Source organism: Halorubrum tropicale (genome assembly GCF_001280455.1).
In the GTDB taxonomy this organism is placed as follows: domain Archaea; phylum Halobacteriota; class Halobacteria; order Halobacteriales; family Haloferacaceae; genus Halorubrum; species Halorubrum tropicale.
The window spans coordinates 83694-97355 of the sequence record NZ_LIST01000005.1 but is presented as its reverse complement, the minus strand read 5'-3'; the positions used below and the strand labels follow the sequence as shown (position 1 = coordinate 97355).

Annotated in this window: 12 protein-coding genes; 2 read left to right on the top strand and 10 right to left on the bottom strand. The window is 70.1% G+C overall.

The window, feature by feature from the left end; genetic code table 11:
• Positions 1 to 46: 46 nt before the first annotated feature.
• From AMR74_RS12795 to ahaH, 9 genes are all read right to left on the bottom strand, one after another.
• Positions 47 to 748, bottom strand: coding sequence for a V-type ATP synthase subunit D (locus tag AMR74_RS12795; protein WP_053772454.1), 702 nt, complete (start codon positions 746 to 748; stop codon positions 47 to 49).
• Between the two features lie 137 nt (positions 749 to 885).
• Complete coding sequence (locus AMR74_RS12790) at positions 886 to 2307, bottom strand: V-type ATP synthase subunit B (protein WP_053772453.1); 1422 nt, start codon at positions 2305 to 2307, stop codon at positions 886 to 888.
• A gap of 2 nt (positions 2308 to 2309) precedes the next feature.
• Positions 2310 to 4073 (bottom strand): ATP synthase subunit A, encoded by a 1764-nt coding sequence (locus AMR74_RS12785; protein WP_053772452.1) that lies wholly within the window; start codon positions 4071 to 4073, stop codon positions 2310 to 2312.
• A 1-nt stretch (position 4074) separates the two neighbouring features.
• Positions 4075 to 4404, bottom strand: a complete 330-nt coding sequence (locus AMR74_RS12780; protein ID WP_053772451.1) for a V-type ATP synthase subunit F — start codon at positions 4402 to 4404, stop codon at positions 4075 to 4077.
• Positions 4401 to 5447: a V-type ATP synthase subunit C gene (locus AMR74_RS12775; protein ID WP_053772450.1), complete on the bottom strand. Its 1047-nt coding sequence runs from the start codon at positions 5445 to 5447 to the stop codon at positions 4401 to 4403. Before AMR74_RS12775 ends, AMR74_RS12780 begins: the two co-directional genes overlap by 4 nt.
• On the bottom strand, positions 5444 to 6022 hold the full coding sequence (locus AMR74_RS12770; protein ID WP_053772449.1) for a V-type ATP synthase subunit E: 579 nt from the start codon (positions 6020 to 6022) through the stop codon (positions 5444 to 5446). Before AMR74_RS12770 ends, AMR74_RS12775 begins: the two co-directional genes overlap by 4 nt.
• A 21-nt stretch (positions 6023 to 6043) precedes the next feature.
• On the bottom strand, positions 6044 to 6298 hold the full coding sequence (locus AMR74_RS12765) for a hypothetical protein (RefSeq protein WP_004598766.1): 255 nt from the start codon (positions 6296 to 6298) through the stop codon (positions 6044 to 6046).
• Positions 6299 to 6498: 200 nt separating this feature from the next.
• On the bottom strand, positions 6499 to 8703 hold the full coding sequence (locus AMR74_RS12760) for a V-type ATP synthase subunit I (RefSeq protein ID WP_053772448.1): 2205 nt from the start codon (positions 8701 to 8703) through the stop codon (positions 6499 to 6501).
• A 4-nt stretch (positions 8704 to 8707) separates the two neighbouring features.
• Entirely contained in the window at positions 8708 to 9064 is a 357-nt protein-coding gene (gene ahaH, locus AMR74_RS12755) for an ATP synthase archaeal subunit H (protein WP_053772447.1), read from the bottom strand.
• Between the two features lie 177 nt (positions 9065 to 9241).
• On the opposite strand from ahaH, the gene minD reads away from it, so the two are divergent.
• Complete coding sequence (gene minD / locus AMR74_RS12750; protein WP_053772446.1) at positions 9242 to 10927, top strand: cell division ATPase MinD; 1686 nt, start codon at positions 9242 to 9244, stop codon at positions 10925 to 10927.
• 59 nt (positions 10928 to 10986) lie between these two features.
• On the opposite strand, the gene AMR74_RS12745 is transcribed toward minD, so the two are convergent.
• Complete coding sequence (locus AMR74_RS12745; RefSeq protein ID WP_053772445.1) at positions 10987 to 11958, bottom strand: transcriptional regulator; 972 nt, start codon at positions 11956 to 11958, stop codon at positions 10987 to 10989.
• A 212-nt stretch (positions 11959 to 12170) separates the two neighbouring features.
• Between AMR74_RS12745 and AMR74_RS12740 the strand changes: the two genes are divergently transcribed.
• Positions 12171 to 13598: a tRNA(Ile)(2)-agmatinylcytidine synthase gene (locus tag AMR74_RS12740; RefSeq protein ID WP_053772444.1), complete on the top strand. Its 1428-nt coding sequence runs from the start codon at positions 12171 to 12173 to the stop codon at positions 13596 to 13598.
• The last annotated feature ends 64 nt before the right edge of the window (positions 13599 to 13662 follow it).

Here is a 13662-nt window from a genome sequence, read left to right as displayed (position 1 = left end):
GGCGCGGAAGCGGTGATGGCGACTCGAGAGAGGCGCCGCGAGGACGTCAGTCGGCGGGCTCGGGCTCTTCGGTCTCCGCGGCCGCGACCTCCGCGGTCGCCTCCTCGGCCTCCGCCCGCTCTTCTTCCTCCTTCTTCGCTTTGATCTTCTTCATGCGGAATATCTCCTCGCGCTCCTGCTCTTCGAGCTTCTGCTCGATGTACTCCTGGTTCTCGTAGAGCGTCGGGAGCAGCGTGAACTCCAAGGCGTTCACGCGGCGCTTCGTGGTCTCGATCTCGGTGAGCATCTTCTTCATCGCCGTCTCGACCTCGGCCGCGAGGATGATCTTCTCTAACAGCTCCTCGTAGGCGTCGGCCGCCTCGTCGATCCGCGCCGAGGAGCCCAGCAGGCCGTACCCGCGCTCGTCGAGGCTCTTCTGGACCTTCGAGGACTCGATCTGCGGGACCACGACGCCCATGATGTTCTTCGACTGGGTCGTGATCTCGGGGTGCTCTTTCAGCGCCGCGGCCGCGCCGCGGACGGCGACGTCGCCCTCCATCGCCCGGGCCATGTCGATCTTGCGCTGGGCCGTCTCGTAGTTCTCGGAGACCTCGGACCGGACGTCCTGCGCCTGGTCGAGGATGTCCATGAACTCCATGATGAGCCCGTCGCGCTTCTGTTCGAGCGTGTCGTGACCGCGCTCGGAGAGCTCGATGCGGTCCTCGATCGCCATCAGGTTCTTCCGCGTCGGTTTGACGTCCTTGGCCATCTTGGGAGAAGCTTCCGCTCCGAGGCGGTTAATTCTTTTCAGACGCGGCGGATCGCCCCGACGACGACTGCGAGCGACGGCGAGCAGCGCCGCTGTCCGGACGCGGCGTCGCAGGCGTCAAAAAGTGAGTCGGGCCGTCAGTCGGCCGCTTCGAGGACTTCGCGCTCGGACTCGTCCTCGCGGTAGTGCTCTTCGATGAACTCCTCGTCGATCCGGTTGAGGGCGTCCTTCGGCAGCATCGAGAGGAGGTCCCAGCCGATCGAGAGCGTCTCGTCGATGTCGCGGTTCTCGTCGAAGCCCTGGTCGATGAACTCGGACTCGAACGCGTCCGCGAAGTCGAGGTACTTGTTGTCCAGCTCCGACAGCGCCTCGCGACCGACGATGTTCACGAGGTCGCGGAGGTCCTCACCCTCCGCGTACGCCGCGAACATCTGGTCTTTCACGTCGGCATGGTCGGCGCGGGTGAGCCCCTCGCCGATGCCGTCGTCCATCAGCCGCGACAGGCTGGGGAGGACGTTGATCGGGGGCTGGAGGCCCTGGCTGTTGAGGTCGGGGTCGACGTAGATCTGTCCCTCCGTGATGTACCCGGTCAGGTCCGGGATCGGGTGAGTGTCGTCGTCGCCCGGCATCGTGAGGATCGGGATCTGCGTGACCGAGCCCTCGCGTCCCTTGATCCGGCCGGCGCGCTCGTACAGCTGCGCCAGGTCGGTGTACATGTACCCGGGGTACCCGCGGCGGCCGGGCACCTCCTCGCGGGCCGCCCCGATCTCGCGGAGCGCCTCGCAGTAGTTGGTCATGTCCGTCAGGATGACGAGGACGTGGTAGTCCTTCTCGAAGGCGAGGTACTCGGCCGTCGTCAGGACCATCCGCGGCGTGACCGTCCGCTCGACGGCGGGGTCGTCCGCGAGGTTCATGAAGACCACGGAGCGTTCGAGCGCGCCGGTACGCTCGAAGTCCTCCATGAACTCGTTGGCCTCCTCCTGGGTGATCCCCATCGCGCCGAAGATGACGGCGAACTCGGAGCCCTCCTCGTCGTCGCCCTCCTCCTCTTCGGGCACGCTGGCCTGCCGCGCGATCTGCATCGCGAGCTCGCTGTGCGGCTGCCCGGAGCTGGAGAAGATCGGGAGCTTCTGCCCCCGGACCAGGGTGTTCATGCCGTCGATGGCGGAGACGCCCGTCTCGATGAACTCCTCGGGGTACTCCCGGGAGTACGGGTTGATCGCCGCGCCGACGATGTCCTGGCGCTCCTCGGGGACGATCTCCGGGCCGTCGTCGATCGGGCGGCCGGAGCCGTCGAGCACCCGCCCGAGGAGGTCCTCGGTGACGGGCATCTTCATCGTCTCGCCCAGGAAGCGGACGGACGCGTCTCGGTCGATGCCTGAGGTGCCCTCGAAGACCTGGATCGCGACCACGTCCTCCGAGGATTCGAGCACCTGTCCGCGCAGCGTCTCCCCCTGTGCCGTCTCGATCTCGACGATCTCGTCGTAGCCGATCGCCTCGTCGACCTCGGCGTACACGAGGGGACCGCTGATCTCGGTGATGGTTTGATACTCTTTCATGGTCAGTAGAGGCTCCGGAGCTCCTCGGTGATCTCCGCTTTGAGATCCTCGACGTACTCCTCGTAGTCCTCTTGGACGCCGATACGGTTAATCCGCGGGGCCGAGTCGATGTCGATGATCTCCTCGACCGGGACGCCGGCGTCGAGCGCGTCGAACGCCTCGTCGTTGAACGTCTGGATCGTCGTCAGCATCAGGTACGTCTTCTCCGGCGGACAGAACGTGTCGACCGGGTGGAACGCGTTCTGCTGGAGGTACGCCTCGCGCAGGTAGCGCGCGACCTCCAGGGTGAGCTGCTGGTCGTCGGGCAGGGCGTCCTTCCCGACGAGCTGGACGATCTCCTGCAGCTCCGTCTCCTCGTCGAGCACGTCGACCGCCCACTGGCGCCGCTCGGCCCAGTCGTCGGCGACCTCGTCTTCGAACCAGGGGTCGAGCTGGTCTTTGTACAGCGAGTAGGACTCGTTCCAGTTGATCGACGGGAAGTGGCGGCGTTCCGCCAGGTCCGCGTCGAGCGCCCAGAACGTCTTCACGATACGCAGCGTGTTCTGGGTGACCGGCTCGGAGAAGTCGCCGCCGGGCGGCGACACCGCGCCGATCGCCGAGACGGAGCCCTCCGTCCCGTTGATGTTCTCGAAGTAGCCGGCGCGCTCGTAGAACTGCGCCAGGCGGGCGGCGAGGTACGCGGGATACCCCTCCTCGCCGGGCATCTCCTCCAGCCGGGAGGAGATCTCGCGCATCGCCTCCGCCCACCGCGAGGTGGAGTCGGCCATCAGCGCCACGTCGTACCCCATGTCGCGGTAGTACTCGGCGATCGTGATCCCCGTGTAGATACAGGACTCACGCGCCGCGACGGGCATGTTCGAGGTGTTCGCGATGAGCGAGGTGCGGGCCATCAGCGGGTTGCCGTTGGCCGGGTCCTCCAGCTCGGGGAAGTCCTCGATGACCTCCGTCATCTCGTTGCCGCGCTCGCCGCAGCCGACGTAGACGATGATGTCCGCGTCGGCGTACTTCGCGAGCTGGTGTTGCGTGACCGTCTTCCCGGAGCCGAACGGCCCGGGAATCGCGGCCGTCCCGCCCTTCGCGATCGGGAACAGGCCGTCGAGGATGCGCTGGCCGGACACCAGCGGCGTCCGGGGCGTCTTCTTGTCGTTGGCGGGGCGGGCCTCGCGCACCGGCCACTCCTGGTGCATCGAGATCTCCTCGCCGTTGTCCAGTTCGACGACCGTTTCGGTGACATCGAAGGTCCCGGACTCGGCGGCGACGACCTCGCCGCCCTCGTAGTCCGGCGGCACCATGACCTTGTGATCGATGGTGACCGTCTCCTCGACGATCCCGACGATGTCGCCGGGCTCGACGACGTCGCCTGCCTCGACCTCGGGCTCGAACTCCCACTCCTCCTCGAGGTCGATGCCGGGCGCGTCGACCCCGCGGTCGAGGTACGGACTGCCCATCTTGCCCTCCAGCACGTCCAGGGGGCGCTGAACGCCGTCGTAGATGGCGTCCAGCATCCCCGGGCCGAGGTCGACCGACAGCGGCTCGCCCGTGTTCTCGACGGGTTCGCCGGGGCCGACACCGGAGGTCTCCTCGTACACCTGAACGGTCGTGAGGTCGCCCTCGATCTCGATCACTTCCCCCATGAGCCCTTCGTCGCCGACGTAGACGACGTCGTTCATGCGGGCGTTGAGATCGCGGGCGGTCACGACCGGACCGCTCACGCTCTGAATGACGCCGCTGTCTGTCTCGGCGTCGGTTGTGTCTGCTTTGCTCATATTAGTCGTCTTCCTCCATCAGGTCGATGCCGATGGCGCGTTTGATCTGGTCGCGCAGCCCGCCGCTGCCGGCGCCGGAGCCGCCGAGCGTCACGAGGACCGGCTCGATGCTCCCCTCGACGGCCTCGCGGGTCCCCCGCGAGAGGTGGTCGAGGTCGTCGTCGTGCATCACGATGATGCCGACGTCGCCGTCGTCGAGCGTCCGCTCGACGGCGTCGTCGAGCGCCTCGTCCTTCTCCTCGTCCGGCACGTTCTCGAACGCTCGGACGCCGGCGAGGCGGAATCCGGTCGTGAACTCCGGGCTGCCGACGACCGCTATCTCCTGGCTCATGTTATCACCAGCTCCGATTCGATCTCGTCGGGCGAGAGGCCGGCCTCCTTCCCGCGGGCGATCGCCCGGATGTTCTCCGTCTCGCGCTCCTTCGCGAGGATGTAGGAGATCACCGGGGTGACCGACACCGGGTGGATCGTGCCGAGCCGGTCGCCGTACGCCAACAGCGCGCCGTCGATGGCGTGCTCGAACGCGATGAGGCTGTCCGCCTCCTCGAGCTCGCGCAGCGCGGGCCCGAGCTCGTCGCCGTACTGGCTGTCGCCGATGTACTCGACCAGCTCGTCGAGGTTCTGCGCCAGCCGCGCGAGCGACGAGCGGGTGAACAGGTCGCCGCCCTCGATGAAGTACGCCGCGGGGTCGATGTCCGCGCCCGAGCGGGCGAGCCGGAGCGCGTTCGTCGCGTTCCGGAAGTCGACCTCCGCCTTGAGGAACGCCTCGTACTGCCGGGTCGGCTCGTCGCCGCCGAGCCCGGAGAGGAGCCGCTCGTAGAACGCGCGGTCGACCGCGTTCTCCAAGGGCACCAACACGCCCGCCTCCTCGTACTCGGCGAACGCTTCCCGAAGCGGCTCGCCGTAGATCGTATCTTCGAGGACCTCGATCACGCCGTCGATCGAGTCCGCCTCCAGCAGTCGACGGATGCGCCGGTCGTCGAACTCGCCGGCGCGGATCAGGTCGGCCTCGACGGCCGACTGGTCCGCGTCGGTGTAGACGCCGCGGATGACCGTCTTCACGTTCCAGGCGTCGAACTTCCGGAGGTAGCGGGCGATGAGGTCGTACAGCGGCCCCTCGCTCCAGTCGAGGATGGCGTCGAACTGCTCGGCGAGGTTCCGGTTTAACGCGTACTCGATCAGGTCCACGCCGCCGTGGCGGCTGCCGAGCGCGTTGATCTCCTCGCCGTAGCTCGACTCCTCCATGAACCGGGCGATCTCGGCCGGCCCCATCCGGGTCAGCTTGCGGTACTCCTCGTCCCCGTAGAGGCTGCCGCGGCGGGCACGAACCCGCGCGACGACGTACTCGGGGTTCGAGCTACCGGCGGCGCTCATTGGTCGAACAGCCGCTCCGAGATGTTCTTCAACTCGTCGTCCCAGACGGACTCCAGGACCGAGTCGAACGTGTTGTTCACGCGAACGCGGGAGGTGTCGCTCTTGGCGACGACGCCGCCGAGGCAGTCGACCTCGCCGTCGACCTCGGCGTTGCGGTCCGCCACGAGCTCCTCGAGCAGCTCGATGTCCTCGGCGCGGGTGTAGACGGCGACGTCCTCGTCGTCGTCGAACTCCGCGAGGGTCGCGTCGAGTAAGGCCTCCGTGAGGTCGCGGCGGTCGTCGCCGTCGAGGTCGGCTATCGCCGCCTCGACCTCGTCGTGGACGTCCTCCAAGACGTCGCGGCGGGCGCCCAGCCGCTCCTGTTTGGCCTCGAGCTTCGCCGAGGAGAGCGTCTGTTCGCGCTCCTGGTCGATCTGGCTCTCGACCTCGGCGAGTCGCTCCTCGCGGATGCGGTCCGCGTCGGCCTCCGCCTCCTCGATGACCTTGTCGGCCTCCGCCTCGGCCTGTTCGCGGATCTCCTCCGCACGCGCGCGGGCCTCATCTTCAACGTCCTCAACGACGGTTTCCAAACTCATTGGTTGAAAAACGCTGGAGAGTTACCCGACGATGAAGACGACGACGAGCGCGAGGATGACGATCGTCTCGGGAAGGACCGTCAGGATGAGCCCGTTGACGAAGAGGTCGTCGTCCTCGGCCATCGCGCCGACGGCGGCCGACCCGATACCGCGCTCCGCGTAGCCTGCGCCCAGCGCCGCGAGCCCGACGGCGAGCGCCGCCGCGGCGTTGGGGTCAGTCAGCGTTCCACCGGTCGACAGTACGAGGTTCCCGAGTTCGTTGGTAGCTTCAAACATTGGTAGTAGTTGCTGTTGCTCGTCTCCGAACGGTTGCTAGTTGCCCCTAGAGGAGTCATAAAGCTTCCCAAAACGACCGAACGGGATCCGGGAGAACGGCGGGGAAAGCAGGCGCTATTCGCGTCAGAACCCGACGGGATTGCCGGGTTCGACCGCACGCGAAGCGGCGAGACCGAGCGGCGACCGACGGCGGGGCGTCGTCAGTCGTCGCGGGTGTACTTCCGGTCGCGGCCGAACGGGAGGTACGCGCGGCCGCCGCCCTCGTAGAAGTTTCCGAAGAACTCCACGTACTCGAGGCGGACCGCCTGAATGCCGGCGGACGTGACCCCGAGCAGGAGGACGACGACGTGGCCGACGAGCGCGACGACGATGCCGCCGACGAGCGCGACGATCCCGACGAGGCCGATCGAGGCCGGGTCGAACGCCGTGGTGATCCCCGCGAACACGAGCTCGTAGTCCGCGGTCTCTTGCACCTTTGCGAGGTAGTCCGCGCTGAAGATGAAGTGGAAGCTCCCGTCGCCGCCGTCGTCGATGTAGGCGCCGAACGCGAGCAGGTTGACCGCGAGCGCCATCCCGCCCTTCGCGAGCAGGACGGCCATCAGCCGGGCGTACGAGATGACGTTGACGACCGGCGAGAGGAACTCGGCGAGCTCCGGCGGCTCGCCGATCCCGAGCAGGACGAGTCCGAGCACCGCGGCGGCCGCGCCGGCCCAGCCGACCAGGACCGGGAACCCGCCGAACGAGACGGCGCCGAACGTCAGGACCGAGACGGCCTCGAACAGGAAGTCGGGCTTCGAGTTGGGGAACACCCGGCTGAAGATCCAGATCCACGCGCCGTTGAGGATCAGGAGCCACGAGCCGGCCTCGTAGACGGCGTGTTTCAGGTCGTGCTGCTGGGCGGTGCTCACGAACGAGAGCACGTGACCGACGTTGAGGTGGACGATGCCGAACACCACGCTCACGACGAGGAACGAGAGCCCCCAGTCGAGGTCTGCGGGCGAGAGGCCCTTCCCCTCGACCGGCCAGTGGATCCCGAGCAGCTGGTAGGCGTGGTAGCCGAACAGGTCGATACCGTAGTAGATGCCGAACAGTATCGTGAAGCCGCCGGCCCACATCGCGACGGAACCCAGTTCGCGGAACGCGCCGTCGAACTTGGAGTACATGAAGAACCCGATGGCGGCGTAGAGGACGCCGTACCCGACGTCGCCGATCATGAACCCGAACATCGCCGGGAACGTGAGGAAGACGAGGAGCGTCGGGTCGAACTCCGAGTACTTCGGCCGCCCGAACGCCTGAACGAGGAGTTCGAACGGGCCGGCCGCGCTGCCGTTGTCCTGGACGACCGGCGGGTCGTCGGAGCCGTGCGCCGCGTGGCCGCCGTCGGTGGCGACCGCCGTCTCCGCCTCGCGGTCCGCGGCCACGGCGCTCGCGCCCTCAGCGCCGCCCGACTCGTCGTCGACCGGCTCGGCGTGGTGGTCGCCGTCGGGGGTGAACGAGGCGCGTTCGAGCTCCTCGACCTCGACGTGGTCGCCGACCGCGTCGACGATCGCCGCCTCGAAGTCGGGGTACGTCTCGGTCGGCACCCACCCCTCCGCGACGAAGGCGTTCTCGGTGGTCGCGAACGAGAGCGGCGCCTCCTTCTTCTCGGCCTCGATGGTGAGCTGCTCTTCGGCGCGCAGCAGGAAGCCCGCCGCCTCCTCCTTCACCGATTCGAGCCGGCGCTCGACGCCGGCGAGTTCGTCGCGGAGGTCGGCCTGCTCGGCCTCCAGCTCCGCGACGTACTCCTCAGGGCTGGCGTCGGCGTCCGGCACGTCGAGCAGCGCGATGTCGACGCCGACGAGCGCGTCCTGGACGACGCCCTCGGCGTCGGGGTCCGTCGGCCGCGCGACGATGGCGAGCACGTCGCCGCCGACGAACACGTCGAAGACGTCGATCGAGTCGGCGTCGGCGAGCGCGGCCTCGACGGCGTCGGGCTTGGCCTCGCCGACGACGACCTCGACCGAGTCGTAGCCGCGCAGGTACTCGAGGTCGATCCCGAGCTCGGCGAACGGCTCCATCCGGTCGATCTCCTCCTGGCGGTCGCGGATCGCGGCCTGGAGCTCGTCGCGCTCGTCGTTGAGCTCGTTTACCCGCTCGCGGACCCGTTCGAGCTCGGCGACGAGCTCGTCGTCGTCGAGCGACCGGGCGACCTCGGCGTCGTCCTCGTCGACGTCGAGGATGCTCTCGAGCGACCGGACCGTGACGAGGCGCTCGTTGACGGTCTCCGCGCCGTCGAGCGACGTCCCGGGCTCGAACCCCTCGTACCGGTCGTCGTAGTCCGTGACGTGCAGGGAGTGGTGGGCGTACGCCGCCTCGATGACGTCGTCGATGACGCGCTTCGAGCCCGTCACCGACACCCGGCTCATCTGCTCAGGCCTGAGCATCCACCGCCTCCTCGGCCTGGTCGTGGACCGCCGCCTCGAACCGTTCTACGGCGTATTCGACGGCCGATTCCACCCGCTTGCGGGCCTCGCGTTCGAGCTCGTCGCGGTCGTCGCGCCCCGATTCGAGGATCTCCTCGCGCCGCTCCTCGATCTCTTCTCGGGCCGCTTCGAGCCGCTCTTGGGCCTCGGCCTCCGCCTCCTCCTCGGCCTCGGCGCGGATCTCGTCCGCGCGCTCTCGAGCTTCGGCGAGGCGCTCCTCGGCGTCCGCTTCCGCGTCAGCGATGATCTCGTCCGCCTCCCGTTCGGCCTCCTTGATCGAGTTGAGCACCTCTGGTCTCGCCATGCTACTAATCGCCTGAATCTCTACAAGCGACGTATAAGGTGTTTGCGAAAGCCCGCGGGGTTGCGCGCCGATTCCGGGGCGATCTCGCCCGGATTCCGGCCGGGACCTAGCCGCGACGGGCGGGAGATCCGCTCGCCGCCGCCTACATTTAAGTAGCAGTCGCCGGACCCTCACCGTATGGCAACGGTGTATGCGGTCGCGTCGGCGAAGGGTGGGGTCGGGAAGACCACCACGACGGCCGCGCTGGCGACGATCTTGGCGGATTCGGGCGCCGACGTCGTCGCGATCGACGCCGACCTCGGCATGGCGAACCTCGCGGGCGTCGTCGGGGTGACGCCCGGCGAGACCACCCTCCACGACGCCCTGGCCGGCGAGGCGGACCCGGAGGACGCGGTCCGCGAGGGGCCGTCCGGCCTCCGGGTCGTCCCGGGGGCGACCGATCTCGACGCGTACGCCGCCGCGGACCCGTCGGGGCTCCGCCGGGTCGTCGAGGCGTTCGACGACGCGGACTACGTGTTCGTCGACGCGGGCGCGGGGCTGTCCCACGACTCCACGCTCCCGCTCGCGATCGCCGACGAGACGCTGCTCGTCTCGACGCCGGAGCGGAGCGCCCTCGGCGACACCGAGAAGACGCGGCAACTGACCGAGCGGCTCGGCGGGACCGTCGTCGGCGCCGCGATCACCCGCGCGACCGACGACGCCGACGAGGTCGTCACCGCCCTCCTCGACGCCCCCGTCCTCGGCCGGGTCCCGGACGACGATGCCGTCGCACGGGCCGCGGCGGCGAACCGCCCGCTGCTGGCCGTCGCGCCCGACGCACGGGCGATGCGCGCGTACCGCGACCTGGCCCGAGCGCTGACCGGCGCGGACGTGGAGGGGGCCGGGCTCGACGAGCCCGCGGCCGAGGCGGCCGCCGGCGCGAGCGGAGTCGAAGCCGAGGGCGAGTCCGACGGCGACGGCGAACCGGCGAAACCGCAGGAATCCGAGGACGAGACCGGGGAGGAACGGCCGGACGCGACAGACGACGACGCGGTGATCGTCGACGACGACCCGGACGAGGACGGAAACGGAGGCGGCGGAGAGGAAGACGAGGCGGAGGGCGGCGAAGCGGCGGACGACGGCGACCCGGACGACGGCGACCGGGAGGACGAGGACATCATCGTCGCGGACCCCGACGCGGCCGGCGTGGCGGAGCCGGGCGACGGCGACGACATCATCGTCGCGAGCGAGAGCGAAGCGGCGGGGGACATCGCGGACGACGACACCGACGAAGACGGCGACGACGACACGGGTGACGGCGGGAGCGAGGGCTCCGACGATGACGGAGGTGAGACGACCGACGAGGGAACACCCGACGACGGCGACGAGCCGGAGGAGTCCGTCGACGAGGGCGACGGGGCGGCTCGCGAGGGCACCGAGGCCGACCAAGAGGCGACCGAGAGCGACGAGGCCGGCGGACCCGACACCGGCGACGAGTCCGTGAGCGGCGGGAGAGCGGCCGCCGAGCTCGAGGCCACCGGCCCCGAGGCCGCGACGGACGAGGAGTCGGACGCGATCCCCGACGCGGGCGAGACGGCGCACGGGGCGACCGCCGAGCGCGACGCCGGCGGCGACGGGCCCGAGGGCGGTTCGGGCGCCGACTCGGAGACGGACGACGACATCGACGACGAACTCGCGGGCAGCATCCCGTTCCGCGACGACGACACCGGGACGATGAACACCGTGCTGTCCGAGGAGGACGACGAGAGCGAGACGGACGCCGGGGACGGCTCGGCGGACGCGGGCGCCGAGACGGAGTCGACCGCGGACGCCGACGACGAGGAGGAGGACGGCGGCTTCTTCAGTCGGTTACTCGGCCGGTGAGGGCGGAAGCTCGCCGGCGGGAGTGAGACGGGAGAACCGGGTGGGGCGCGGCGGTCCGGTCAGGCCTCGGAGGGGGCGCGGGCGCGGTCGCGGATCAGCTCGCGGATCTCCTCGGGGTCGGTGACCTCGGCGAGCTCCTCGCAGGAGACGAGGGCGGTGCCGTCGACCGACTCGCGCTTCTCGTCCTCCTCCGTGAAGTACACCGAGCGGGTCCGGGCAACCTCGCCGATAGAGGACATGATCCGGGCGCGCTTCTCGGCCGCGGCGGTGAACGCCGAGTGGCCGGTGAGCACGCGCGTCGTCGGGCTGTCCTCGTCCTCCGAGACGGCCTTGAACGGGGCGCGGGCGGTCGGGTGGACGGTGAAGCCCGCGCTCGTGAGCACGTGGAGGACGTGCTCGTCGTCGGGGTCCGCCTCGGGCGCGGAGGGGGTGGGCTCCGAGTCGCGGACCTCGTCCGCGCCGTCGAGCACGTCCACCGGGCTGGAGAACGGCTGGTCGAACAGCTCCTCCAGCTGGATCGCCACCTCGATGGAGGCGTTCATCCCGTCCTCGTACTTCGAGACGGTGCGCCGGGAGACGCCCAGCTCGTTCGCGAGCCGGCCGAGCGACCACCCGCGCTCCTCGCGCTCGTCGGCCAGCAGGTCGCCGTCGAGGCTGACGTACAGGCCGCCGGGGGCGGCGTAGATGAGCGGCGGCATCCCCTCGACGAACAGGTCGTAGGCGGTGTCGGGGTTGATCACCGGCACGCCGTGTCGGAAGTAGACGACGCCGGGCTTCAGCTCCTCGTCGCGGGTGCGGATCCCGATCACCATCGGCGTCCCCCTGAGGTACTCGCCGAGCCGGCGCATCTCCGCGCCGGTCTCCGCGTCGAGCGCGTCGACGTTGCCGAGGATCTTCAACAGGAGGAGGTCCTCGTCGCGGCGGGCCGCCACGTCGAAGCTCTTGGGCCGGACCGCACACCGGTCGCTGACGAGGAACCCTGCGTCCTCCAGCATCGCGGTGACGTTCCCGATGAGCGCAGTCCGGGACATAGCCGGAACAAGCGTCTCGCCGTATATATGCGTTGTGTCGTCGGTGTAGCGACGAAACTGCCGCCCGCCTGCGATTTCCGCCGTTCGAGGCGGGAAACGGTTAAATACTCGACCGGCCGCGAAACGCGGTCGGCGAACCCCGGAGTTCCGTTCTGCGGTCGGCGGGGGCCGGCCTCGAAAGGGGCTTGACGCGCCGCCGCGAACGCGGGCACATGCCGATCGTCGCCGTCGACGACACCGACTCCCGCGAGCGCGGGATGTGCACGACGTACGTGGCGACGCGGATCGCGGCGCGGCTCGCGGACGGCGACGCCCGAGTTCGGCGGCGCCTCCTCGTCCGCCTGAACCCGGCGGTGAAGCACAAGACGCGCGGGAACGCCGCGGTCGCGCTCCACGTCTCCGGGGTCGACGCGGAGCGGGCCGCGACGGTCGCGGTCGAGACGATCGAGGAGTTCGCGGCGGCGGCGGACCCGCGGACCTCTCCCGGCGTCGTCGTCGCCGACCGCGACGCAGACGGCGACCCCTTCGACCCGACCGGCGCGCCGATCCCCGAGGCGGTCGCCGCGTTCGCGCGGCGCGCGCTCCGCGAGCGGCTCTCCGTCGCGGAGGCGGTCGAGATCGCGGAGGAACACGGCTTCCGACACGCCGCGGTCGGCCCGGCCGGCGGGGCGGACGGAGCGGACGAGGCGGTCGCGGGGCGGGGGCGGATCGGCGCGCTCGCGGCGGTGGGCGCGCCGGCCGCGTTCGACGACTGGACGTTCGAGCGCATCTCTTACCGCGAGCTCGACCGCTGCGGGACGCCCCGCGAGGTCGACGCCGAGAGCGTCTTCGACGCCGCGGCGGCGGGGTACCCGACGGTCTGGGACACCGTCGACCGCGAGACCGGCGCGGCGGTCTGCGTCCCGAACGCCCCCGGCCCGATCCTCCACGGGATCCGCGGCGACGACCCGGCCGCGTGCCGCGCGGTCGCGGAGAGGATCGAGGGCGAGCCGGTCGAGCGCGCGGCGACGTTCCTGACGAACCAGGGGACGGACGCCCACCTCGCGCCCGGCCGGATCGGCGACCTCCGCGACGGCGCCGGCTACCGGATCGCCGGGACGGTCGCGGGCGAGCCGGAGACGAAACGGGGGGGACACGTCCACGTCGACGTCGCGGGCGACCGCGCCGCGGTCGCCGTCGACGGTGCGTCCGGCGCCGAGGACGGGAGCGACGCGGAGAACGGGGCCGACGCCGACCGGCTCCGCGCCGTCGCGTTCGCGCCCACGGGTCGGTTCCGCGACCGGGTGCGCGCGCTCCGGCCCGGCGACCGGGTCACCCTCTGCGGCGAGCACGAGGTGCGGCCGGACGCGGCGGGGCCCGAGAGCACCCTGAAACTGGAGAAGTTCGCCGTCCGCGACCTCGTCCGGACCGCGCCCGCGGTCCCGACCTGCCCCGACTGCGGACGGTCGATGTCGTCGGCGGGGAGCGGACAGGGGTACCGGTGTCGCGACTGCGGGACGAGCGCGCCGGGGAAGGTCGCGGAGCCGATCGAGCGCGACCTCGAACCGGGGTGGTACGAGGTGCCGCCGAGCGCGCGCCGCCACGTCGCGAAGCCGCTCGTCCGCGGCGGGTTCGACGCGCCCGCGCACCCGGAGCGGTGAGGTCGCGTCCGGCGACGTCGACCGCGTCGCCCGGAGCGATGAAGTGATCGCCGCCCGAGCGAAC